Raw genomic sequence first — 23,255 nt, 5'->3', positions numbered from 1 at the left:
AAGCAGCCAGTTTATCAAAAGATTTGTTATCCTAATCAGGTTTCTAACCGCTCATTATACAATCAACCTATGCAACCCATGCTCAATATCGCCATCCGTGCTGCTCGCAGTGCTGGCGACCTCATCCTCCGTTCCTCCGACAACATCGGCCAGCTCAATATCGACCAAAAAGGCAAGAATGACTATGCCAGCGAAGTTGACCGCGCAGCAGAACGGGAAATCATCAATATCATCCGAACAGCTTACCCCGACCACGCCATTCTCGCCGAAGAAAGCGGACTGCACCAAGGCAACGATTTTGTCTGGGTGATCGACCCGTTGGACGGCACCACCAATTTCCTGCATGGCTTTCCGCAATATGCGGTATCCATCGCCTTAAAATATAGAGGCAGATTGGAAGTTGCCGTTATTTATGACCCCTTACGCGACGAACTATTTACCGCCAAACGTGGCGGTGGTGCTATGTTAAATAGCCGCAGGTTGCGGGTGACCAACCAAACCAGCATGAAAGGTGCATTGATCGGCACGGGCTTTCCCTTTAAGACCGACCTGCATTTAGATGCTTACATCGGTATGTTCAAAGCCATTACCACAGAAGCCGCCGGTATTCGCCGTGCGGGAGCAGCCGCGCTGGATTTGGCTTATGTTGCCGCAGGTCGTTTAGATGGCTTCTGGGAAATCGGCGTAATGGAATGGGATATGGCGGCAGGTATTTTGCTAATCAAGGAAGCAGGCGGTGTAGTAACTGACTTTTCTTTTAATGACAACTATCTAACATCAGGCAATGTTATTGCTGGTAGCCCCAAGATGCACCAGATGATGTATCAGCTGATTGAGCCGCATGTGACGGATAATTTGAAGTGATTTGAGAACGCCATTCCGGCATGGATTGCAGAATATACCCTCCCTTTTCTATTAGCCGGACTGGACATGTTGCCCCGTCCGAAGCGTTTCAGCATAGATCAAGAAAATAACCAGCAAACGTTTGGGACGGGGTTTAAACCCCGTCCCGCGTTATGTCTTAATCCACTCTACCTGTAAGCTGAAATCTGGGAATCAACCCAGCTTATTACTACTTGTTTTTATTGCGCTCGTTAACTTCCTTGATGACTTCATCTGCCACGTTTTTAGGGCACGGCATGTAATGCGAGAACTCCATGGAGAACTGACCGCGACCAGATGTCATGGTACGCAAATCACCGATGTAACCGAACATTTCGCTCAATGGCACATCAGATTTTACGCGCACACCCGTAATACCTGGATCTTGCGATTTAATCATGCCACGACGGCGGTTAAGGTCGCCGATGACATCACCGACGTGGGCATCCGGCGTGAAGGTGTCCACTTTCATGATCGGTTCGATCAATTGTGGGCCAGCTTTTGGAATGGTTTGACGGAATGCGGCTTTGGCAGCAATTTCAAACGCTAACGCAGACGAGTCAACCGCATGGAATGCACCGTCAGTTAAGGTAACTTTAAAATCTAAACAAGGGAAACCAGCTAAAACGCCTTTGTCCAACATGTTTTTAAAACCTTTTTCAACCGCAGGCCAGTACTCGCGTGGTACGTTACCACCGGTAACCGCTGACACAAATACAAAACCACTACCCGGCTCACCTGGCTCAATGATGTAGTTGATTTTACCGTATTGACCAGAACCACCCGATTGCTTTTTGTGGGTGTATTCATCTTCAACGAGTTTGGTAATGGTTTCGCGGTAGGCCACCTGTGGTTTACCGACGATAACATCTACACCGTGGGTACGTCTTAAGATGTCAACTTTGATGTCAAGATGCAACTCGCCCATACCTTTAAGAATGGTTTCGCCGCTGTCTTCATCAGTTTCTACGTGGAAAGAGGGATCTTCCTGAATCATTTTGCCCAATGCGATACCCATTTTTTCAGATGCCGCTTTATCTTTCGGGCTAATCGCCAGCGAGATAACGGGATCAGGGAATACCATCGGTTCTAATGTTGCAGGGAATCTCGGATCACATAGCGTGTGTCCGGTTTGGATATTCTTCATACCCAAAACCGCAACAATATCGCCAGCTTGTGCGGAATCCAATTCATTACGATCATCGGCGTGCATTTCAACAATACGGCCAATACGTTCGGTTTTGCCAGTGAAGGTGTTGAGTACGTTGGTGCCTTTTTCCAGCTTGCCACAATAGATGCGCAGGAAAGTTAACGCGCCATAGCGGTCATCCATAATCTTGAATGCGAGTGCGCGTAATGGCTTATTGGCATCGACTATTGCAAACTCACCAGTAGGGTTGCCTTCAAGATCAACTTCAGGCTGAGGTTTAACTTCAGTTGGGCAAGGCAGGTAATCGATAACGCCGTCCAACACTAACTGTACACCTTTGTTTTTGAAAGAAGAACCGCAGAAGGTCGGGAAGAAATCGAGGTTGATCGTACCCTTACGTATACAGCGCTTGATGGTCTCAATATCAGGTTCTACGCCATCCAGATATTGTTCCATAACATCATCAAATTGGTCGGCAACTTGGTCGATCATTTTTTCGCGCCATTTTTCAACGTCCGCAACCATATCGGCAGGTACATCTTCTATATGGTAATTCATTGGGTCACCGGAATCGTCCCATATCCAGGCTTTGCGGGTAAGTACATCCACAACGCCGACAAACTGGTCTTCGGTGCCAATAGGCAAGGTCATAACGACAGGCACTGCACCCAATACTTGTTCAACCTGCTTAATCACGCGATAGAAATCAGCCCCAATACGATCCAGCTTATTGATGTAGATAACGCGAGCAACTTCAGAGTCATTCGCATAACGCCAATTGGTTTCTGATTGCGGCTCAACCCCACCAGAACCACAGAACACGCCGATACCGCCATCGAGAACCTTCAAGGAACGGTACACTTCGATGGTGAAGTCAACGTGGCCTGGGGTATCAATAATGTTAAACCGATAATCCTTCCAGAAACAGGTAGTCGCTGCGGATTGTATGGTAATGCCGCGCTCACGTTCTTGGTCCATGAAATCGGTGGTGGTCGCACCGTCGTGCACCTCACCAATTTTGTGGATCTTTCCGGTCAGCTTTAAAATCCGCTCGGTGGTCGTGGTTTTGCCGGCATCAACGTGCGCGAATATACCGATGTTTCTGTAAAGCGATAAATCTGTCATAGTTTTACTCTATATGTGGGCATGAAAACTTTTTTGGAGACCCCGCCTGGATAGCGTCTCTTAAGGGTTCTAAACTTGGCCAAGTGCGCCGACTAAGTGCGGCAAATCTAAATCCTGCCCAGCCAAGTTTTGAAAACCGCGTATTTTAACCTAAAATCCTTACAATAATACAGAAATCCTATCGAATTTGTTGTGGTAACATTCTCGTAACCTTAATAAGGCTCATTCTGTGCTTAATTTGGGCAATTTAATTCGGACAATTTGGCTACACTACGACTATGAAGATCATCCAAAATAAGTTATCACCCAGCTAAAAGCCCAGTGGACTTATCTAAAAAAATCTTATTCGCTGGCGATCCGCACGGAAATTTCAAGCCGCTGATAGCCGCAGTACACCAGCACAAACCCAAAGCGGTCGTGTTGTTGGGGGACTATGACCTGGAATCACCCCTAGAAACCTCCCTGCAAGAGATTGTCGAACTGACAGAAATCTGGTGGATTGCTGGCAATCACGATTTTGAAACGCCTGACAAGCACCACAACCTGTTCCATTCCACGCTGGCACATAAAGGATTGCACTTGAAAGTGGCTGATATTGCAGGTATCCGCATAGCTGGCTTAGGCGGTATTTTTCTAGGTCGCGTATGGTATCCGCCGCAAACACCCAAATGGGCAAACAAACAGCAATATATTGATGCCCAACGCCCCCACATCAGGGGCGGCGAAATGCCATTAAAATACCAGTGCGCTATCTGGCACGATGAATTTCATGCACTCGCGCAGTTAAAAGCAGACATTTTAGTCACCCATGAAGCTCCTGGATCACATAAGCACGGGTTTTCGGTTATTGGTGACCTGGCCTCAGCAATGGGCGTAAAACATATTTTTCACGGACATCTACACGAAAATTATGCCAAGGTCATCAAACATAGTATCCAGGTTTACGGGGTTGCAAATGCGGCGGTTGCGGATTTGGCGGGGAATACAATTAGCGTTTGATATTCTTAGACAAAAGCAGCCTGTATGAAATGTAACGCAATACCGGAAATCGAAGCCACGAAAACCCGGATTCCGCAAGCTCCATCCAGGCTTGCTACGACGACGAATCCCACCTCGTCAAGTCAATAACCGACGACACCAGCCCTGTTCGGCAAGGACACCGAAACCTTTACCCTGGACGGCGTGGGCAACCGCATAGAACACAGCAAGAACGTAGGAAGCTGGGAGTACGATGCCAACAACCGCCTCACCGAAAAAGGCTTGTTGCTGGGCAAAACCAGCTACAGCTACGACCCCACAGGCAACCTCACTCAAAAAACCCAAGGCGGTAACAGCACCCACTACAGCTACGACAGCCAAAACCGACTCATCCAAGTCAGTGATAAGGACAACAACCCCATCGCCCGCTACGGCTACGACCCCTTTGACAGAAGGATTTGGAAAGAAGCCTACCGCAACAAGGACGGCGCGCCCCTAAGCCAGCCCAAGCGCAGTTATTACCTGTACAGCGACGAAGGCCTGATTGCCGAAGCCAGCCAAGCCATCAATCCCCTTCTCCCCGTGGGAGAGGGCCAGGGTGAGGGGCAAAACGTAACAGCCACCACAGCGCCAACCATCACCACCCAATACGGCCCAAGGCCAAACGGCGAATTCACCACCGCCACCCTTTTCATCAAGACCAAGAACAGCGCAGGCCAAAACACCATCGCCTATTACCACCACGACCACCTCGGCACGCCTATCCAGGCCACTGACCGCAGCGGTATTGTCGTCTGGTCGGCGCAGTACAACGCTTTTGGGAACGTAAACATCACCACGCCCATTGCAACCGAGGACAAGCCCACCATTGAATCCAACCTGCGCTTCTCCGGGCAAGTCGAGGATGCCGAGACTGGGCTATACTATAATTGGCACCGCTATTATGACCCGGAGTTAGGGAGGTATGTGACGGCGGACCCGATTGGGTTGGAGGGGGGGGTTAATTTTTATGCATATGTCAATGGGAATCCGGTCAATGCGGTCGATCCCACTGGGTTGTTTGCACAAACATTGCCTTGGGTTGAACCCGTCATAGCTTACTGTTGGGTGAACCCGCTTATCTGTGCGGCTGTGGTGGGTGGTGGAGTAATAATTAGTGAAATTTGGGGTGAAGAATACCCAGGTGTATACGATGATTTACAAAAAGATATTGAATACCGTGCAAACAATAGGCAGTATAAAAATCGATGTAATGAAAAAGTTCCACCAGGCCTTACTGATCCTTGCGAAATAGCTAAATGGAAACTACAAAGAGCGTTGGACTGTAAAGCATTAAGGGATGCCAACACTAAAAAATGGCATGGTGGTAAGGATGATCGACACAATCCTCAACTTCATGATGATAACAATGGTGCAATAGACAGGGCACGAAAAGCAGTTGAGCGGCACTGTAAAAAGTGTTGATATTTTTAGAGTATAGAGGTTGATATGGAGAGTTTTACTTATTCAGACTTTATAAAGTATTTTTTTGATAGATCAGACCAAGGCAAAAATGAAAAGTGGTTTTTTCAAGAGGACTATGAAGATCCTGTATATAACCCTGATGACCCTCTGTCTAACAAAACTTTATTTATTCGATATTTCTGTATGGCTTTTCAAGAGATTGAAAAGCTATCTAAAGCCTTTTCGGAAAAACAGTTTTTTTGTGGTCTTCAATATATGATTGATTCGAACTGTGGCGGGTCTTTTCCAGAGTATTTTTTCACGGAAGAAGTGCCGCTTTCAGACAGAGTGAAAGCAGTATCGCTTATGTTTGAAGTATTTGAAAAAGTTTTTGATAAAGTATGTTCGAATAATCCAGAACCCGAAGATTTAGGTGAGATTTCCTATAACCGCTTGTGTTTTATGTGGTGGGATATGTTTTCGACTGAGGCAATGGATCATGCACCTGACATAAAGCAAATCAGTTATGCAATATTGAAGAATTTAGACAAGATATTGTCGCTCGATAATGTAATGTGTAAAAAATCGGCATTGCATGGTTTGGGGCATTTATGCTCAGATTATTTGGAAAAAATCGAGGGAATCTTTAATTGTCATGAAAAAGAAATTCCAGAATGCCTACAGGAGTATGCATCTAGAGCTATTCGTGGTTATGTGGAATAACGACGAACCCGTAAGATGGGTAGAGTGAAACGAAACCCATCAAAATCGGCGGCACGGTGTTATGGCTATTGGCGGGCGGTTGGGAGGGCACCGAACGCGTGACGGGGTATGTACACCGTCACTCACGTTTTGCCGACGGTGACGTTGTTGAACCACGCCGAAACCCTACGAACGGGGCAACATGCCCCGTCCGGCGGGGAAGCAGCAGGAGATTCTTGTGGCTGTAAGAAGTAACCTACCGACGCTAACGCCTGAACGAGCCAGAGTGCTTTTGTCTGAATGGTTCGCTTCAAGACATGCTACAACAGTAGTATTTAGAGAGGAAACGAATCCAAAAAACGATCCTCATGACGATTATTTGATTAGCTATGAGGCAATTTTCGAACCAAAATCATTAGAACAAGCATACGTTCATATTGGGGTAACACCGGACGGCTACGTGGCAATTGGGTTTGAAAGACGGAAACGTATCGCTGAACGCTTAGGTGCTAAAAATTCGAGTGTTCGCTTTGCGGCTGGACACGAGCCATGTTTCATTAGCGAGTCATGTTTGCTTGCGATCCTTGACTTAATCGCAGATGGTCAAATTGCGATTGCCCCAACAGCCATTCCGTTGATTGGTTTAATTTCCACCAAAGCTAAAGTGCTTCAAGATGTTTTGGAAGAGCTTATTTCGAAGGGTTACTCTTCAGTTAGTTGGTTTAATGGAGTTAGCCAAACTGAATTCTCAGAAAAAGGGCGTTTGTTCCAGTTCAACCGATGGAAGTGAAAACCTGTAAGTCGGAAGCGGCGTTAGCCGTGTTCCGACGAATGTACCCCGCCGACCTTTTTCCATACCCTGCCTGGGGTCTCAAAGGCAACGCGTAAGATGGGTAGAGCATCACGAAACCCATCAAAAACGGAGTCACGGTCTTGTGGATATTGATTGGGGGCTTGAAAGCCGAAAAACCCGTAAGTCGGATTAAAAGATGCTGGCGTAAGGCGGATTCGCGCCAGCAATCCGCCACAAACGGAATCTGTGAGACTGAATATGCCTCTGACATTTCCAGACATGGGTTTTGGGTTAGGTTGCATGGTTGAAGGTTGTGCATTGTTTGGCATGGCGGATTGTCGCTCTGCTCCGAATCCGCCTTACGCAAACTGAACCTTCACGAGAAATGGGCGGGCTGGAGGAAGTAACGATGCCGGACCGAACGCGTGACGGGGTATGTTACCCCGTTACTCACGTTTTGCCGACGGTGGCGTTGTTGAACCCTATCGAAATGTTACGAACGGGGCAACATGCCCCGTCCGGCTGGGAGATAATGCTAAACAAGTATGGGAAAATTGTAAGAAGAAACAAGATGATTGTAACAAGTGTCCTTAGGTATTTGCTGTGCGTGATATAACTTTTTTTGATAATTTTTTTAAAATTATCTGTGAAAATATAAATGACAAGGATATTGAATCGTTAAAGTCAGTAATTGATCCTTCTGCTGAGTTTTTAGAGCCTAAGTGTCTAGAATATATTATAAATCCTTTAAGTCGCCGAAGATTTCCGTATGAAAAACCCTTAAATACCGAAGAGCGTATTTCAATTTCGACAGAACGTCTCCTTAGCAAAAAAGATCCTTTTTCGGAAATTGGCCGTATAGCTTCTTGTATTGAAGAATTCATTGGTGTCGAATCTATATCGGCATCTCTTTCGCCTTGGATGAGCGTTTATTTACTATCTTTGCAAATTTATCGTGATGCTATTGAGCCAACAGTTGAAAATGATAATTATATCTTGACTTTAACTAAGATTGCAGTCAATTCAGACAATAACTTACTTATTGATGTAGTCATCAGATTTTATATATTTGTTTATGAAAGTGTTAAGGATTTTGAAGAATATGAATCAGTTTATTTGGTTAAAGCATTATGTATAGTAATCAAACTATCAATATCTAAATTAACAACAGTTCATGCACAATATGAAAGCATTTTTGAGGAAAAGTTTAAAGATTATGAAATTGATGATATATGGAAAAGAAATGAAAAAGAATGGAATGAATTAGGGTCGTAGGTTGGGGTGAGGTACGAAGTCCGTAAGGCGGAAGCCGATAGGCGTTCCGCCGGAGATGCACGATGATTGATTCCGACGGAAACGGTTGACGGTTTTTTGGCGATATGCTCTTTGGTTTTGGTGGTCGTTTGGCCATGACGGATCACCCTCGCGGGCACGAACGCGTGACGGGGTATGTTACCCCGTTACTCACGTTTTGCCGACGGTGACGTTTTTGAGCTACGTCAAAACCCTACGAACGGGGCAACATGCCCCGTCCGGCTATGGCGCACTCTCGTAAATGCAAATGTGTGTCACCTTCATCAGGCGGAATACGCTACGCTATTCGTCCGTGCTGTCTTAGGCGCAGCCATGCGAAAACTGGTGCAGATTTGTTATGGTGTCCTGAAACACCAACAACCCTATCAACCGCAAGTCGGATGATTCTCCGCTTTCGATTGATTTGGAGAGATGGTATCTACGCACTGAATAAGCCATTAAAGCTGATTTAATCTTGTCTGATTTTTTTAGCCAGTGTTTCAGCATAACCCGTATAACTCCTAGGAGTTAGCTCTAACAATCCTGCCTTAGCAGCTTCTGGAATATCCAGTTTCTCAATAAACAAGCGCAATTGCTCTGGCGTTATCCGTTGGCCTCGGGTCAGCTCCTTTAGCTTTTCATAAGGTTTTTCGATGCCGTAGCGGCGCATCACGGTTTGGATGGGTTCTGCCAGGACTTCCCAATTGGCATTGAGGTCGGCTTCGATAACTTCTGGGTTAATCTGCAATTTTGAAATACCTTTTAAGGTGGCTTGGATGGCAATGCTGGTATGGGCGATGCCGACACCGATATTCCTTAATACCGTGGAATCGGTCAGGTCGCGTTGCCAACGGCTTATGGGCAATTTCTCCGCCAGAAACGTAAACATCGCATTAGCCAAACCGAGATTGCCTTCGGAATTTTCAAAATCTATCGGGTTGACCTTATGCGGCATGGTGGACGAACCCACTTCGCCTGCCACGGTTTTTTGCTTGAAATAACCCAAGGAGATGTAGCCCCAAACATCGCGGTCAAAATCCAGCAATATCGTATTGAAGCGGGACAAGGCATGGAAATATTCCGCCATGTAGTCATGCGGCTCGATCTGGATGGTGTAAGGGTTAAACTGCAAGCCTAGCGATTCAACGAATTGTTTGGCAAAATCCGGCCAATCGACTTCGGGATAGGCTACAGCGTGGGCATTATAATTGCCGACAGCGCCATTGATTTTGCCTAGTAACTGTACGGCTTCAAGTTGTGCCTTTTGGCGGGATAAGCGGGCGACAACATTGGCGAATTCCTTACCCACTGTCGTCGGTGTTGCCGATTGCCCGTGCGTGCGCGACAGCATCGGCTGGTTCGCAAATTCCACGGCGCATTGCTTGATGGCTGCTATGCAGGCTTGCATTTGGGTGAGCATCACGTCTCGCCCTTCCTTCAACATTAGCGCATAAGACAGGTTGTTGATGTCTTCCGAGGTGCAGGCAAAATGGATGAATTCGCTGACTTGTTCCAGTTCGTCAGTACCCGCGATTTTTTCTTTCAGGAAATACTCGACCGCCTTGACATCGTGGTTGGTGGTCTTTTCGATATCCTTGATCCGCTGGGCATCGGCTTCCGCAAAATGGCTGACGATGTGTTCCAAAACCTGGTTGGCATCGTCGCTAAACGAGTTGACTTCCACGATTTTAGGATGCTTCGCCAAGGCTTGCAGCCAACGGATTTCGACCAACACACGGTAACGTATCAGGCCGAATTCGCTGAAAATGGGGCGCAAGTCTTCGACCTTGTTGGCGTAGCGTCCGTCAATTGGAGAAATGGCGGTTAGCGTAAAGTAGCTCATGGCTTTATCCGGTTGTAGTAATTAAAGTGAGTTGATTCCGTTGATAGTTCCAAGCTCACCACGAACGGAATCAACAAGTCACCGTTCGTTCTGTCGAAGGTCATGTCCAGATTTTTCAAGTGTTAGCCCTGGATTCAATAATGCCACCACCCAGGCAAATTTCACCCTGGTAAAACACCACGGATTGCCCAGGGGTTATCGCACGTTGTGGTTTGTCGAAGCTTACCCTACAGCGGTCTTCGCCCAATGGCTCAACCCGGCAAGCCTGGTCTTGTTGTCGGTAACGGGTTTTCGCCGCGCATTCAATGCTTTGTGTTAACGGCTTGTTATTGCACCAGTCCAATCGGCTGGCTTCAAGGGTATTATGCAGCATTAATGGATGGTCGTGGCCTTGGCCGACGATTAGGATGTTATTTGCCAAGTCCTTATCCAGCACGTACCAAGGTTCATCCGGCGCATCTTTTACGCCACCGATACCCAAGCCTTGGCGCTGCCCCAAGGTGTAATACATCAGGCCTTGGTGAGTGCCAATGTGCTGACCTTCCGGTGTAAGCATTTCGCCGGGCTGGGCGGGCAAATAACGCTGCAAAAATTCTTTGAATTTGCGCTCGCCGATAAAGCAGATTCCCGTGCTGTCTTTTTTCCGGCAATTATCAAACCCGGCTTGTTGCGCCAGTTGGCGGATTTCCTTTTTATGCAGGTGGCCGATAGGGAACAGGGTCTGTGCCAACTCGTGTTGCTTCAAGGTGTACAGGAAATAACTTTGTTCCTTATCGGGATCAAGCCCCTTCAACAAGAAATAGCCGTCGTCTTTTTCACTGACTCGTGCGTAATGTCCCGTAGCGATGAAGTCTGCACCTAAATCTTCGATGGCGTAATCCAGGAAAGCCTTAAACTTGACGTACTTGTTGCACAGGATGTCGGGATTGGGCGTGCGTCCGGCCTTGAATTCGGACAGGAACACTTCAAATACGTCATCCCAATATTCGGCGGCGAAATTGACGGTTTTTAATTCGATGCCGAGCTTATCACATACTTGCTGCGCGTCAGCGAGATCTTCCATCGCCGTGCATTGTTCTGTGCCGTCATCTTCTTCCCAGTTTTTCATGAACAGACCCGTTACTTGATGGCCTTGCTCCAGTAATAACAGGGCGGTCACGGACGAATCAACACCGCCCGACATGCCGACGACTATGTGCTTAGGCATGTTTCAAATCAATAAAGGTTTTCAGCAAAGCCAAGGGATAGCGTTGACCGCTGAGGTATTCGTCAACCGCAATCGAAACCAAGGGGCTGCGTAAGCGATGTTTCTGTTCGTGAATTTCAGTGCGCGTCAGCCAATGCGTAGCGACAATGCCTTCGTCTAGGGGATGAGTAGGGTCATGACTATGGCATTGCCCAGAAAAACAACATCTTAGGAAACTCGGTGCGCGTGGGTTTTTGCGCCAAAGTTGGATCGATAAGATCTGTTCAGGCTCAAATTGCCAGCCGGTTTCTTCCAAGGCTTCGCGTTTCACAGCATCGATCAGGCTTTCGTTTTCCTCAAGATGCCCGGCGGGCTGGTTGAATTGCAAGCCATTCGAGGTATGTTCCTCAACCAGCAAAAACCGCCCATCCCGCTCAATGACAGCAGCAACTGTAACGTGTGGTTTCCACACCATTATTCTTTCCGACAAATTAAACGCCTATTTTACAAGATTTACTACATCTGTTATGGAAAGATTTAAATCAAGCACGTTATAGATCAGGGTTGTTTTGAACTTTTTAACTTTTCCTATCCACATAAGCTCAGTCAGTAAGCTAGACGCAACTGGCTTCTACTACTTACAGATTGAACTATTTCACACTTACGATGTGAAGTTTTTCACAGACTTGAAGCTTAATCCTCACTAAACTAAACCCTACTAGAACAAGCTTTCAACTCAACATACACACGTTGAATTTAGTTTTAATAGTTTAATCTTCGGGTTTACATGGATTACAAATCCGAAGCACGACAACACCGGATAAAACCCTATAGGTATTTATACCTATTGTAATTTATTTTAAATGAGTTCAAATTAGCAATTGTTTAATTAACTCACGATTTTGGGTTCGCTTTGCGGTAACATGATTAACCGTCAGCCGTACTGCATTTAGTGTGACTTACTAGATAAACCCATAATTGAAATCAAGCATTACCGTTAATTTAGCTTTTGCTGGACAGCTAGGAAAATAAATTAAAAGGGATTCTGAATGAGTAGATAGGCATTAATAACTATCTGACTCGGTTTTTTTAACTTCAATCATGAGGTTATGTATGAAAAATTTTAATTTAATGGAAAATCAGATGAACATTAAACATAAATCCCATCTATTTATAACAAAAGAACCCGATCTACCAGATTTTAAAGGGAAAAATATTCCTTTTTTATCTAACGTATCTGAAAGTGGTCTAGCCGAATTAATGCTAAAAGCTAAAACTGTACGCTATGTGAGAAAAGAAGTTATTGCCACAGAAGGTAATCCGAATTCTTTGTTTTTACTTTTCTTAGGTAAGGTTTCTGTCAGTAGGATTGATGCCGAAAAAAGCACCGAAGTAAAGTTTCAAATCCAGGAACCGAGTTCTAGCTTTAGCGAAATTGCCCTGCTGACTGACGATCTACGCTCAGTCTCCATTGTTACTTTGGAAAACACTGTCTTTTCAGTTATTTTGAAGACCGATTTTAATGACTGGTTGAGGAAGTATCTTGATGTGAAATTAGCATTTCTGCCCGTGCTAAAGGAACGTTTAAATAGTTGATTACCCAGTTCACGTAAGCACAACGAGTAAATCGTAGGGTAGCTTCGCTTTAGCAATCCACAAAATCGAAGCTACGACAATAATGTGGCGGGGGTATGCTAAAGCGTAAAGCTTTACTGCCTTGTCACCGATTGTTTCCAAACACACGCACCACTGACCTTTTCAATAGCCTCCAGACGTTGCTGATGTTCTGTCAACTCTGCTTCGTTGCAATAAATGACGGTTAAAGCGGATCTGCTACTGGATAGCTGTTTGGGTTTGTGGGTACTTCCTGATGCGCGGCTTGCTGCTTCGCCTTCATCTAACAACGACGATTGACCACCCGTCATTAATAAGAATACGTCTGCCAGAATTTCAGCATCTAGCAACGCACCGTGCAATTCCCTGTGGCTGTTGTCGATAGCGTAGCGTTTACATAAAGCATCAAGACTGTTGCGTTGCCCTGGGTGTTTTTTTCTGGCAAAAGCCAAGGTATCGAACACGGTGCTGTAGTCTGTCAAGGTTCTGGCTTTATCGTTTAACCGCGCAAATTCATGGTTAATAAAGCCTACGTCAAACGGTGCGTTGTGAATGACCAGTTCTGAGCCGTTTATGAAGGCAACAAAATCGTCGAGAATATCAGCAAACCGAGGTTTGTTTTCCAGAAATTGATTGGTAATGCCATGCACTTCAATCGCGCCTTGGTCAATGTTGCGGTCTGGATTGATATAAACGTGAAAGCGGTTGCCTGTGGCACGGCGATTGATAAGTTCGACGCAGCCAATTTCGATGATTCTATGTCCATCTTGAGGACTGAGTCCGGTGGTTTCGGTATCTAGGACGACGATGCGGTTTGATACGACGGGGGTTAGCATTATGTAGCTTTTATGCGAAGTATCTGCCAGATTCTAAACAAACGGATTTTCAAGAACAATAGTCTCATCCCGTTCTGCACCTGTGGATAAAATCGTCACTTTTACTCCGACCAGTTCTTCAATGCGCTTGATATAAGCCTTGGCATTGTAGGGTAAGGCATTAAAGTCGGTGACTCCAGCAGTCGCTCCACTCCATCCAGGCATTTCCTCGATAATCGCTACGCATTGCTGGTATTGTTCAGCACCCAGCGGGGCGGTTTCAGTCAGTTTTCCGTTCAGTTTATAGCCCGTACATATACCGATAGTGGACAGACCGTCGAGTACGTCCAGCTTGGTCAGGCAGATTCCGCTCAGGCTATTGAGCTTTGCCGATTTCCGCATAGCGACCGCATCAAACCAGCCCGTGCGCCGTTTACGGCCTGTGGTCGCGCCAAATTCGTGACCTTTGGTGCCAAGATGCTCACCGTTGGCATCGTGCAATTCCGATGGGAATGGGCCGTTGCCTACGCGGGTTGAGTAGGCTTTGGTGATACCTAATACATAATCCAGGTCAAGTGGCCCGATACCGCTGCCGGTCGCCGCACCGCCTGCGGTGGTGCTGGATGAAGTGACGTAGGGGAATGTGCCGTGGTCTATATCTAATAACGCGCCCTGTGCGCCTTCAAATAACAGATTTTTACCTTGCTCTTGGTACGCGTACAAGGCTTCACTAACATCGCACAACATTGGCTTGACCATCTCACCTAGCTTAAGTGCTTCATCCAGCGTCTGTTGATAATCGACAGCTTCGACCTGGTAGTAGCCAGTCAGCATGAAATTATGGTACTCCAGCAACTCTTTCAGCTTTTCGGCAAAAATCGTAGGATTTAACAAGTCCCCTGCCCTTAAGCCCCGCCGTCCTGCCTTGTCTTCATAGGCAGGACCAATGCCGCGCCCAGTCGTACCGATAGCCTTGCTACCACGGGCTTTTTCTCTAGCCTTATCGACTGCAACATGCACAGGTAATATTAAAGTGCAGGCTTCGCTGATTAACAGGCGGTTTTTGACCTGAATTCCGGCAGTTTCCAGAAATTCGATCTCTTCCATCAAAGCATTCAACGACAACACCACGCCATTGCCGATCATGCACTGGACATTCTCCCGCAGGATGCCGGACGGAATCAGATGCAACACGGTTTTCTTACCTTTGATGACCAGGGTGTGGCCGGCATTGTGTCCGCCCTGAAAACGGACGACGGCATGTACTTGCTCGGTCAACAAATCAACCAGCTTGCCCTTGCCTTCGTCACCCCATTGGGTACCTATTATTACGACATTCTTTCCCATGTTTATTCCAAGCTTAATTTTCTAATGTCCGAACAACCCAGTTTTTCTGGTCTAGCTCCAAAACAGCCGTACAAGCTAATTCTTTTGCTGCGCCTGTTTGTCCAGGTAATTGCTGAATCACGATTTGACCTTGAGCGCGTAAATCCCTGATTTTTTCATTTAGCGCGTTATCTTTCTGATAAGGTGCAAATATGCGTTGATTAAGCTGATCTTGGGCAGTTTGTTTGCCTAGCAATGCCAATAATTTGAGATCGGCACTGAAACCCGTGGCCGGACGCGCTCGACCAAACACAGCACCAATATTGTCATAGCGACCGCCACGGGCGATTTCCCTGCCAATTGTCGGTACGAAAGCCGCAAAAACCACACCAGTATGATAATGATAACCACGCAGTTCGGCTAAATCAAAACTAATAGGCAGTGCAGAAAAGCGGTTGCTCAATTGTTCTGCCACAGCCTCTAAATTAGCCAAGGCTTGTTTAACTTGATGGTCAGCGTTTGCCAGCACCAATCGGGCTTTGGGGATTATTTCTGTGCCACCATTCAGTTCTGGCAACTTTAGTAACATGGCCTTAACAGCTTCGTTGATGGTAAGTTCGGCCATTAATTCTTCAAGTTCTGGTCGTGCTTTACGTTGCAAAATATCAAACAACAAGCTTTCTTGATGTTGATCCAAACCCGCTTGCCGAGACAAAGCACGGAATATGCCAACATGACCAAGATCAAGATGCACATCCAGCAAGCCTGATTGCGCCAGCATTTCCAGCATCAGGCAGATCACTTCGACATCGCTTTCAATTCCGGCATGACCATAAAGCTCCGCGCCGATTTGCATGGGGCTACGGGTTTTTTCCAGGGGATCGCCGCGCGTGTGCAGTACCGTACCCACGTAGCATAAGCGGGTTGGGCATTCGCGCTTGAGTTGGTGGGCATCCATGCGGGCGACTTGCGGGGTCATGTCCGCCCTGAAACCCAAGGTTTTGCCGCTGATTTGGTCAGTCAGTTTGAAGGTTTGCAAATCCAGGTCATGACCTGACCCCGTCAGCAAGGAATCAATGAAGTCAATCATCGGTGGGATGACCAACTCATAACCCCAGCAGGTAAATAACTGAAGTAAGGTACGGCGGAGGTTTTCAAGATACGCTGCTTCCTGGGGCAGTATTTCTTCTATGCCTTCGGGTAACAACCAGGAATCTTTTTGTCGCATATCTTTCAGTGCCTACTCAAACAAAACGCCCCACAAGGAGCGTTTTTATTTTATCTGTAGTGGACATCAACAATCAACGACTACGTATCTTGTATTTGTCCACCAACAGATTGATCTTATTAACTTTATTAAATCAGTTTATTTTCCTGAACCTTGATTTTTAAAATACTTGAAAAAATCAGATTCGGGATCAATGACCATCATACTACCTGAGCTAGCAAAAGTCTTTTTGTAAGCGTTTAAACTTCGGCTGAACGCAAAAAACTCAGCGTCAGCACCGTAGCTTTTCGCATAAATATCCGTTGATTTGGCATCGCCCTCACCGCGTAATTTTTCTGAATCGCGGAATGCGTTGGCTAAAGTTACAACACGTTGTCTGTCTGCATCAGCACGTATTCTTTCAGCCGCTTCAGAGCCTTGCGAACGGAACTCACGAGCAACCCGCTCACGCTCTGCTTCCATCCTGCGGAACACGGAGCTGCTGACTTCTTCCGGCAAATCAATCCGCTTTACCCGAACGTCAACAATTTCCATACCCAAATTAGCCGCGAGCGGTTTTGAGTTTTTGATCAAAATCTCCCTGATGGCGTGCCGATCAGTTGATACAAGCTGCTTAATATTGCGTTTACCAAATTCACCACGAAACGCATCCTTGATGATTTGATCCAAACGTAAATTGGCTTGGCTAATATCACCGGACACCACAGTATAAAACTTGTTGACATCGCCAATGCGCCATTTTACGAACGAATCAACGATGACGTTTTTCTTTTCTGCTGTCAAGAACCGCTCAGGCTTGGAATCCATTGTTTGGATTCTGGCATCAAATTTCTTGATGTTGTTGATGAACGGCCATTTAAAATGCAAACCCGGTTCATAATCAGATTTCTGGATTTGACCGAGTTTGAACTTGATGGCTTTCTCGGTTTGTCCCACTGTAAATACGCACATCACGGTGATAACCACAAGCGCACCAACACCTAACACTATTTTATTCTCTAACATTATCGTCCCCTTCCTTCACGACCGCGCATTGAAGGTCTATCAATCACTTGCTGTTGTTGCTCTTCTTCAATAGGCGCATGTTTGGGTGATCGGCGATCTATTTCAGGCTGCGAATTAACTTCTTCAGTTTGAACCATTGCTTGTTTTTGCTGAATCATTTTGTCCAAAGGCAAGTACATCATGTTATTGCCGCCTTTAACATCTATCATCACAGCATTGGTTTCAGACATAACGGTTTCCATGGCTTCCAGATAGAGCCGTTTTCTGGTCACCTCTGGGGCTTTTTTGTATTCCGTCACCAGCTTGGTAAAGCGGTTGGTTTCACCTTCGGCCTGGGCGATGACTTGCTCTTTGTAACCTTCGGCTTCTTGTAACTTTCTTGCCGCTGCACCCCGCGCTTTTGGCACGACATCGTTAGCGTAGGCTTGCGCTTCGTTGATAAACCGCTGTTGATCTTCTCGTGCTTTGATAGCGTCTTCAAAGGCATTTTGCACTTGCTCAGGTGGCTGGGCATCTTGCAAGTTAACACTAGTGACTTGTACGCCAGAATTATAAGCATCCATCACTTCTTGAATTTCTTTTTTAGCTTGAGCAACCACTTCGCTACGACCTTCTGTCAAAACGAAATCCATATTACTGCCACCGATAACGCCGCGTAATGCGCTTTCGGTAACATGCTTTAGTGTGGCTTCGGGATCAACCAGATTGAACAGCAAAGATTTCGCGTCTTTAACCTGATATTGAACGGCCAATTGGACATCAATGTAATTTTCGTCTTTGGTCAGCATTAACGCTTCTTTGGGTACTGCCACTGCGCCTTGCGCTGTACCACTTCCGCCTGAGCGATAGCCAACTTCGATATAACGTTGTTGTTGAACATTAATTTTTTCGACCTGCTCGATAGGCGCAGGAATATGCCAATTTAGACCGGAATCTGTTGTTCTGGTGTATTTACCAAACTGGGTTTCAACGCCTTGCACACCTTCGTCAATGATATAAAAACCGCTCAACAGCCAAATAACCAATATCGAGACGGCTATAATCCCCATATTTTTCATTATGTTGCCAGTGGAAAATGCGCTGTGGGAACCACCTCCGTTACCGCCACCTCCGCTTTTGGTACCACCGAAGATATTGCTTAGTTTTTCTTGTAATGAACGAATTGCTTCATCTAAATCGGGCGGTCCTTTTTGATCCCCTCGACCACTCCAAGGATCTTTTTTGTCACCGCCTGGCTCATTCCACGACATATTTTTGCTCCGTATTGGATTATTTATTATCTTTTCACTCAGGATGTTTCTGTTTAACGACAGATAACACCATTGACTCGTGACTTATGCTATCCCTTCATTGTATCGTAATTAATCGAATTCTGATTGATAAACTTCCCCAACCTGCTGCTTTTGCTGATGCAGATTACGTTGAGTGTTTGGTAAGTCAATAGTATTTCTAAACACATTCTTCGGTTTCGACGGCACTTAATAACCCTAGGTATTTGTTATCTATCTCAATTATCAAATCGCTACCACCCGAATCATTAATATGCTCGTGAATAATTTTTGCGCAAGTAAATAATTTGGCTCTAATTTGGCCTTGGTCTGATCTCAGAAAACATTTCCGCCTGTTTTTGGCAGGAGCAAACTGTTCTGCTAACACATTGAGTAGCAGATCAATGCCCTGCCCTGTTTGGGCGGAAAGCCAAACCCGTATCGGATTGCCCTCATCATCCCGGTCTACTCTGGGTTTTCTATCATCCAGCAAGTCAATTTTATTGAAGACTTCTATGCACCTAATGTTATCGGCACCTATCTCACTCAGCACCTGCTTGACCTCTTTAATGATGCCATCCCGATTCTCAGAATTAACATCAACCACATGCAGTAATAAGTCCGCTTCACTGGCTTCCTGCAAGGTGGATTTGAAGGAGGCGACTAATTCATGCGGTAAGTGACGGATAAAACCTACCGTATCCGCCAGCACAATGTCGGTATTATTGGGCAAACGGCAATTACGTAAGGTGGGATCTAAAGTTGCAAACAATAAATCAGCGGCGTATATATCAGCACCCGTTAAGCTATTGAATAAGGTGGATTTTCCGGCATTGGTATAGCCTACTAATGAAACGGCAGGAATTTCAGCTTTCTTGCGCTTGCTGCGACCTTGATGGCGTTGCTTATCCACTTTATCCAGACGTTTTTGGATTTGTTTGATACGCACCGCAACCAGTCGCCTATCGGTTTCTAGCTGGGTTTCACCGGGGCCGCGCATACCGATACCACCCTTTTGCCGCTCTAAATGCGTCCAACCGCGAACTAATCGGGTAGAAAGATGTTTTAACTGCGCCAGTTCAACCTGTAATTTGCCTTCAAATGACTGCGCTCGCTGTGCAAAAATATCTAATATAAGTCCATTTCTATCCACCACTCTAACACCCAGAAATCCTTCAAGGTTTCTTTCCTGGCTGGGCGATAAGGCATGGTTAAATAAAACGGTATCCGCAGAAAATTCCTCAACTGCACTTTTAAGCTCTTCCAGCTTACCTTTGCCGACAAAATATTTAGCGTCCGGGCTTTTTCTGCTACCTATGACGACGTGAACTGGATCAGCACCTGCCGATTTTGCCAGCTCTTTTAATTCCAGGAGATCTTCTTGATGGGCGCGAAAGCTTAGGTGAACAAGAATGGCTCGCTCGCCCGAATCTGGGCGATCAAACAATCACATACCTCATTAGCTTTTCGATTATGAAACCCGCACGGTTAGCAGCAAACACTTGTGTTGACAGGGTTATTCCTCAGATGGAGATTCATCATCCCGCGTCAATTTCACGGTTTTGGCAGGGACTATCGTTGAAATTGCGTGTTTGTAAACCATCTGGCTGACTGTGTTTTTAAGCATAATGACGTATTGATCGAAAGAATCGACCTTGCCCTGTAGCTTGATGCCATTGACCAAAAATATGGATACCGGCGTATGTTCTTTTCTGAGTGCATTGAGGAAATTATCCTGTAAGTTTTGACCTTTCGACATCCGATTTCTCCTTATATTTATTTTTAGTGATTAGCAACCAAGTATTTTCATATCTCCGTTCAATGTGTATAAATACATAGAACATCATATCGGTGGGGCTATTTCTCGAAGATACTGTTACTAGGGTAATCTTCAGCCGCACCAACAATGAATAAATCCAAGCAACTGCCTTGATTGCGGATTAGTGCCAAAGTTCAATTATGTCTGCATTTTTTACAATAGCAAGGGGTAATTTTTACCCCCTTTGTAAAAAATTTTCAACCACTTCTGTAAAAATTTCTGGTTGTTGAACGTGTAACCAATGCCCAGCATCTGCAATTGTTTCAAACAACGCATTAGGGAATAAGTGTAGCGTATCTTTTTGAGCGAGATAGGAAGAATTCGCGCCAGCAACGAATAGTGTCTGATCTGAATAGGGCGACAAATCTTGAATTTCTGGAAAAGCAACAATATTCGGTGCCATCCGCAAAAAAATAGCCAAATCAATCCGCCAGTGATAACTGCCTGCCTTTAGAACCAGATTTTGCAACAGAAATTGGCGATAGCTGGGTTCGGGGATATCCTTAGCCAACATTTGCTCTGCTTGCTTACGATGCTGAATGCTAACCAGCGGCAAATCGATTAATGCGCGAATCGTCTTATCAAAATTATGCGTGTAACTTTTGGGTGCAATATCAACCACTAGCAACTTTTTCATACGCTCAGGATGATTCAACGCCAACCACATCGCAATCTTACCGCCCATGCTATGCCCCAGGATGTGTGCAGTTACTAGTTTATGGACATCCATAAATCGCAGGACATCAGCAGTCATGCTGGGGTAATCCATTATCGCATGGTGCGGTGATAAACCATGATTACGCATATCCAATACATAAACGTGATATGTGGACGAAAGCCGTTCGGCTATTTTTCGCCAATTACGCGATGAGGCAAAAAAACCATGCAGAATAATAAGTGGGACTGGATTGTCCTTACCCAGCTCCTCATAAGCCAGTTCGACAGTATTCATCAGAGCAAAAGCGGTATAGTAAAATTTTAGGCATAAAAAAGGCTGTCAAATGACAGCCTTAGCGTATGGCGTCCCCAAGGGGGTTCGAACCCCTGTTACCGCCGTGAAAGGGCAGTGTCCTAGGCCACTAGACGATGGGGACTAAAACATGTTCAGTCTATTTTAAATCTATTTATTTTTGGTGGAGCCAAGCGGGATCGAACCGCTGACCTCTTGCATGCCATGCAAGCGCTCTCCCAGCTGAGCTATGGCCCCTCAACTCAGACCGCGCATTCTACAACATCTACCGTTTAAGTCCAGAATTAATTTAAAGCCTGCACGTACTTAATCGCCTTTTGTATCCTCACTAACGTGGTTTCTTTTCCCAGCAATGCTAAGGTTAGGTCTATGGATGGCGACATTCCTGACCCACAAACTGCCACTCGTAACGGTTGCGCGACTTTGCCCAAACCCAAAGCCATTTTTTCTGCCAGATTGATAACGGTTGCGTGCAATGGCTCACGCTCCCAAGATTGCAACTGCGAAAATTCATCATGGAGATTCGACAATACCAAATCGGAACCTGCCGTAAAATTCTTTTTGGCGGCTTTTTCATCGTAAGCATCGAAATCTTGATAAAAATAGAAACTAGCCGCCGCCATTTCGACCAGCGTTTTACAGCGTTCCCGTTGCGCCAAGACCACATCGACAAGTTCAGGGCCTTGCGTCAAATCAATGCCACGTTGCTCAAGATGCCAGACCAAATATTTGGCTACATGGGCAGGATCACCATTCATGATGTAATGATGGTTCAACCACAGCAACTTTTCCATATTGAAAGCAGAAGCCGATACGTTGATGGCTTCCAGGCTGAAATTGTCAATCATCTCATCAATCGAAAAAATTTCCTGATCGCCATGCGACCAGCCTAGGCGCACCAGATAATTCAACAAGGCTTCAGGTAGATAACCTTCGTCACGGAACTGCATTACGCTAACGGCACCATGCCGTTTAGACAAACGCGCACCATCAGAACCCAATATCATTGGCAAATGGGCGTATTTAGGTAATTTCGCTCCTAAAGCCTTGAGGATATTGATTTGCCTGGGCGTGTTATTAACATGGTCATCACCGCGAACAACATGGGTAATATGCATATCCATATCATCAACCACCACCGTTAAATTATACGTCGGTGAGCCGTCAGTTCTGGCAATGATAAGATCATCCAATTCCTTATTGGCAACCGTAATATCGCCCTTGACCAAATCATTAATGGTCACTGCGCCGTCCACAGGATTTTTAAAGCGCACCACGAAACCTTTACCGACCTGCGGCTCAGTTAAATGGCGGCATTTGCCGTTATAGCGTGGCTTTTCCTTGTTCGCCATCTGCTGCTCACGTAACTGCTCCAATTCGTCTTTGCTGCAATAGCAACGATAAGCATTGCCTTGGGCTAGCAATTGCTGAATCACTTCCTTGTAACGCTCAAAATGTTGGGTTTGGTAATAAGGGCCTTCGTCGTAGGTTAAACCTAACCAATCCATGCCTTCTAAAATAGCATCGACAGATTCTTGAGTTGATCGCTCAAGGTCGGTATCTTCAATCCTTAAGATGAATTTTCCTTGATGTTTGCGAGCATAAAGCCAGGAAAACAGCGCGGTACGTGCGCCACCAACATGAAGATAGCCGGTCGGGCTGGGGGCAAAGCGGGTTCTAATGGTCATTTATTCTATTTTTTCTGAGAATGGTTAAGTACGAGGATGTATTGAACAAAGTAAAGCCGCCGTTCGTCTTTATAACCAAAGGTCACAAGTACCCTTCGGGTGCTGGGCTTGTACCACAGGCACTTCC

General features: G+C 45.9%; 23 protein-coding genes and 2 tRNA genes. 9 read left to right on the top strand and 16 right to left on the bottom strand.

Annotated elements, in window-relative coordinates:
• The first annotated feature begins 69 nt into the window (after positions 1-69).
• Complete coding sequence (locus AC1YY3_RS06500; RefSeq protein WP_481823433.1) at positions 70-864, top strand: inositol monophosphatase family protein; 795 nt, start codon at positions 70-72, stop codon at positions 862-864.
• A gap of 208 nt (positions 865-1,072) precedes the next feature.
• Here the strand turns inward: AC1YY3_RS06500 and fusA are convergent, their stop codons facing one another.
• Positions 1,073-3,157, bottom strand: coding sequence for an elongation factor G (fusA, locus tag AC1YY3_RS06495; RefSeq protein ID WP_481823432.1), 2,085 nt, complete (start codon positions 3,155-3,157; stop codon positions 1,073-1,075).
• A 321-nt stretch (positions 3,158-3,478) separates the two neighbouring features.
• On the opposite strand from fusA, the gene AC1YY3_RS06490 reads away from it, so the two are divergent.
• The 5 genes from AC1YY3_RS06490 (at position 3,479) to AC1YY3_RS06470 (ending at position 7,070) form a co-directional block, all read left to right on the top strand.
• Positions 3,479-4,156 carry a metallophosphoesterase family protein gene (locus tag AC1YY3_RS06490; RefSeq protein ID WP_481823431.1) on the top strand — a complete coding sequence of 226 codons (678 nt, stop codon included), beginning with the start codon at positions 3,479-3,481 and terminating at the stop codon, positions 4,154-4,156.
• 144 nt (positions 4,157-4,300) lie between these two features.
• Entirely contained in the window at positions 4,301-5,599 is a 1,299-nt protein-coding gene (locus AC1YY3_RS06485; RefSeq protein WP_481823449.1) for an RHS repeat domain-containing protein, read from the top strand.
• A 24-nt stretch (positions 5,600-5,623) separates the two neighbouring features.
• Positions 5,624-6,301, top strand: a complete 678-nt coding sequence (locus AC1YY3_RS06480) for a hypothetical protein (protein ID WP_481823430.1) — start codon at positions 5,624-5,626, stop codon at positions 6,299-6,301.
• A gap of 108 nt (positions 6,302-6,409) precedes the next feature.
• The gene (locus AC1YY3_RS06475) at positions 6,410-6,535 is read left to right on the top strand and encodes a hypothetical protein (RefSeq protein ID WP_481823429.1); all 126 of its coding nucleotides are present in this window, start codon (positions 6,410-6,412) and stop codon (positions 6,533-6,535) included.
• Positions 6,519-7,070, top strand: coding sequence for a hypothetical protein (locus AC1YY3_RS06470; protein WP_481823428.1), 552 nt, complete (start codon positions 6,519-6,521; stop codon positions 7,068-7,070). Before AC1YY3_RS06475 ends, AC1YY3_RS06470 begins: the two co-directional genes overlap by 17 nt.
• Before the next feature lie 23 nt (positions 7,071-7,093).
• On the opposite strand, the gene AC1YY3_RS06465 is transcribed toward AC1YY3_RS06470, so the two are convergent.
• Positions 7,094-7,402 (bottom strand): hypothetical protein, encoded by a 309-nt coding sequence (locus AC1YY3_RS06465; RefSeq protein ID WP_482194375.1) that lies wholly within the window; start codon positions 7,400-7,402, stop codon positions 7,094-7,096.
• 80 nt (positions 7,403-7,482) lie between these two features.
• Between AC1YY3_RS06465 and AC1YY3_RS06460 the strand changes: the two genes are divergently transcribed.
• A complete protein-coding gene (locus tag AC1YY3_RS06460) occupies positions 7,483-7,689 on the top strand; it encodes a hypothetical protein (protein ID WP_481823425.1) in 207 nt (68 codons plus the stop codon).
• On the top strand, positions 7,677-8,348 hold the full coding sequence (locus tag AC1YY3_RS06455; RefSeq protein WP_481823424.1) for a hypothetical protein: 672 nt from the start codon (positions 7,677-7,679) through the stop codon (positions 8,346-8,348). Before AC1YY3_RS06460 ends, AC1YY3_RS06455 begins: the two co-directional genes overlap by 13 nt.
• Before the next feature lie 487 nt (positions 8,349-8,835).
• Here the strand turns inward: AC1YY3_RS06455 and purB are convergent, their stop codons facing one another.
• The 3 genes from purB to AC1YY3_RS06440 form a co-directional block, all read right to left on the bottom strand.
• Positions 8,836-10,209 carry an adenylosuccinate lyase gene (gene purB / locus AC1YY3_RS06450; protein ID WP_481823423.1) on the bottom strand — a complete coding sequence of 458 codons (1,374 nt, stop codon included), beginning with the start codon at positions 10,207-10,209 and terminating at the stop codon, positions 8,836-8,838.
• A gap of 115 nt (positions 10,210-10,324) precedes the next feature.
• Positions 10,325-11,416 (bottom strand): tRNA 2-thiouridine(34) synthase MnmA, encoded by a 1,092-nt coding sequence (mnmA, locus tag AC1YY3_RS06445; RefSeq protein WP_481823422.1) that lies wholly within the window; start codon positions 11,414-11,416, stop codon positions 10,325-10,327.
• Positions 11,409-11,870 (bottom strand): NUDIX hydrolase, encoded by a 462-nt coding sequence (locus tag AC1YY3_RS06440; protein WP_481823421.1) that lies wholly within the window; start codon positions 11,868-11,870, stop codon positions 11,409-11,411. The genes mnmA and AC1YY3_RS06440 overlap by 8 nt, the downstream gene beginning before the upstream one ends.
• 638 nt (positions 11,871-12,508) lie before the next feature.
• Between AC1YY3_RS06440 and AC1YY3_RS06435 the strand changes: the two genes are divergently transcribed.
• Positions 12,509-12,991, top strand: a complete 483-nt coding sequence (locus AC1YY3_RS06435; protein ID WP_481823420.1) for a cyclic nucleotide-binding domain-containing protein — start codon at positions 12,509-12,511, stop codon at positions 12,989-12,991.
• A gap of 113 nt (positions 12,992-13,104) precedes the next feature.
• On the opposite strand, the gene dnaQ is transcribed toward AC1YY3_RS06435, so the two are convergent.
• From dnaQ to gltX, 11 genes are all read right to left on the bottom strand, one after another.
• The gene (dnaQ, locus tag AC1YY3_RS06430) at positions 13,105-13,845 is read right to left on the bottom strand and encodes a DNA polymerase III subunit epsilon (RefSeq protein ID WP_481823419.1); all 741 of its coding nucleotides are present in this window, start codon (positions 13,843-13,845) and stop codon (positions 13,105-13,107) included.
• Between the two features lie 33 nt (positions 13,846-13,878).
• On the bottom strand, positions 13,879-15,171 hold the full coding sequence (locus AC1YY3_RS06425) for an adenylosuccinate synthase (RefSeq protein WP_481823418.1): 1,293 nt from the start codon (positions 15,169-15,171) through the stop codon (positions 13,879-13,881).
• A 13-nt stretch (positions 15,172-15,184) separates the two neighbouring features.
• Positions 15,185-16,378, bottom strand: coding sequence for an ATP phosphoribosyltransferase regulatory subunit (locus tag AC1YY3_RS06420; protein WP_481823417.1), 1,194 nt, complete (start codon positions 16,376-16,378; stop codon positions 15,185-15,187).
• 138 nt (positions 16,379-16,516) lie between these two features.
• Entirely contained in the window at positions 16,517-17,383 is an 867-nt protein-coding gene (gene hflC / locus AC1YY3_RS06415; RefSeq protein ID WP_481823416.1) for a protease modulator HflC, read from the bottom strand.
• Positions 17,383-18,633, bottom strand: a complete 1,251-nt coding sequence (gene hflK / locus AC1YY3_RS06410; RefSeq protein WP_481823415.1) for an FtsH protease activity modulator HflK — start codon at positions 18,631-18,633, stop codon at positions 17,383-17,385. Before hflK ends, hflC begins: the two co-directional genes overlap by 1 nt.
• Before the next feature lie 199 nt (positions 18,634-18,832).
• Entirely contained in the window at positions 18,833-20,098 is a 1,266-nt protein-coding gene (gene hflX / locus AC1YY3_RS06405) for a ribosome rescue GTPase HflX (RefSeq protein WP_481823414.1), read from the bottom strand.
• Between the two features lie 69 nt (positions 20,099-20,167).
• Positions 20,168-20,410, bottom strand: a complete 243-nt coding sequence (gene hfq / locus AC1YY3_RS06400; protein WP_481823413.1) for an RNA chaperone Hfq — start codon at positions 20,408-20,410, stop codon at positions 20,168-20,170.
• Between the two features lie 235 nt (positions 20,411-20,645).
• A complete protein-coding gene (locus tag AC1YY3_RS06395) occupies positions 20,646-21,422 on the bottom strand; it encodes an alpha/beta fold hydrolase (protein WP_481823412.1) in 777 nt (258 codons plus the stop codon).
• Between the two features lie 66 nt (positions 21,423-21,488).
• Positions 21,489-21,564 (bottom strand) — tRNA-Glu (locus AC1YY3_RS06390).
• A gap of 37 nt (positions 21,565-21,601) precedes the next feature.
• A tRNA-Ala gene (locus tag AC1YY3_RS06385) sits at positions 21,602-21,677 on the bottom strand.
• A 47-nt stretch (positions 21,678-21,724) separates the two neighbouring features.
• Positions 21,725-23,128, bottom strand: coding sequence for a glutamate--tRNA ligase (gene gltX / locus AC1YY3_RS06380; protein ID WP_481823411.1), 1,404 nt, complete (start codon positions 23,126-23,128; stop codon positions 21,725-21,727).
• Positions 23,129-23,255: the final 127 nt, after the last annotated feature.

The sequence above is a fragment of the Methyloglobulus sp. genome (genome assembly GCF_964779595.1).
The sequence above is the reverse complement of the archived record's forward strand: the minus strand, read 5'-3'. Positions and strand labels throughout refer to the sequence as shown.

Excerpts from the sequence above, each read along its gene's own strand:
- hfq (WP_481823413.1), bottom strand. The coding sequence starts at position 20,410 with ATGTCGAAAGGTCAAAACTTACAGGATAATTTCCTCAATGCACTCAGA.
- AC1YY3_RS06435 (WP_481823420.1), top strand. The coding sequence starts at position 12,509 with ATGAAAAATTTTAATTTAATGGAAAATCAGATGAACATTAAACATAAA.
- gltX (WP_481823411.1), bottom strand. The coding sequence starts at position 23,128 with ATGACCATTAGAACCCGCTTTGCCCCCAGCCCGACCGGCTATCTTCAT.
- hflK (WP_481823415.1), bottom strand. The coding sequence starts at position 18,633 with ATGTCGTGGAATGAGCCAGGCGGTGACAAAAAAGATCCTTGGAGTGGT.
- mnmA (WP_481823422.1), bottom strand. The coding sequence starts at position 11,416 with ATGCCTAAGCACATAGTCGTCGGCATGTCGGGCGGTGTTGATTCGTCC.
- AC1YY3_RS06460 (WP_481823425.1), top strand. The coding sequence starts at position 7,483 with ATGCCGGACCGAACGCGTGACGGGGTATGTTACCCCGTTACTCACGTT.
- dnaQ (WP_481823419.1), bottom strand. The coding sequence starts at position 13,845 with ATGCTAACCCCCGTCGTATCAAACCGCATCGTCGTCCTAGATACCGAA.
- hflC (WP_481823416.1), bottom strand. The coding sequence starts at position 17,383 with ATGTTAGAGAATAAAATAGTGTTAGGTGTTGGTGCGCTTGTGGTTATC.
- AC1YY3_RS06465 (WP_482194375.1), bottom strand. The coding sequence starts at position 7,402 with ATGCCAAACAATGCACAACCTTCAACCATGCAACCTAACCCAAAACCC.
- AC1YY3_RS06440 (WP_481823421.1), bottom strand. The coding sequence starts at position 11,870 with ATGGTGTGGAAACCACACGTTACAGTTGCTGCTGTCATTGAGCGGGAT.
- AC1YY3_RS06395 (WP_481823412.1), bottom strand. The coding sequence starts at position 21,422 with ATGAATACTGTCGAACTGGCTTATGAGGAGCTGGGTAAGGACAATCCA.
- purB (WP_481823423.1), bottom strand. The coding sequence starts at position 10,209 with ATGAGCTACTTTACGCTAACCGCCATTTCTCCAATTGACGGACGCTAC.
- fusA (WP_481823432.1), bottom strand. The coding sequence starts at position 3,157 with ATGACAGATTTATCGCTTTACAGAAACATCGGTATATTCGCGCACGTT.
- AC1YY3_RS06425 (WP_481823418.1), bottom strand. The coding sequence starts at position 15,171 with ATGGGAAAGAATGTCGTAATAATAGGTACCCAATGGGGTGACGAAGGC.
- AC1YY3_RS06475 (WP_481823429.1), top strand. The coding sequence starts at position 6,410 with ATGTACACCGTCACTCACGTTTTGCCGACGGTGACGTTGTTGAACCAC.
- AC1YY3_RS06480 (WP_481823430.1), top strand. The coding sequence starts at position 5,624 with ATGGAGAGTTTTACTTATTCAGACTTTATAAAGTATTTTTTTGATAGA.
- AC1YY3_RS06500 (WP_481823433.1), top strand. The coding sequence starts at position 70 with ATGCAACCCATGCTCAATATCGCCATCCGTGCTGCTCGCAGTGCTGGC.
- AC1YY3_RS06420 (WP_481823417.1), bottom strand. The coding sequence starts at position 16,378 with ATGCGACAAAAAGATTCCTGGTTGTTACCCGAAGGCATAGAAGAAATA.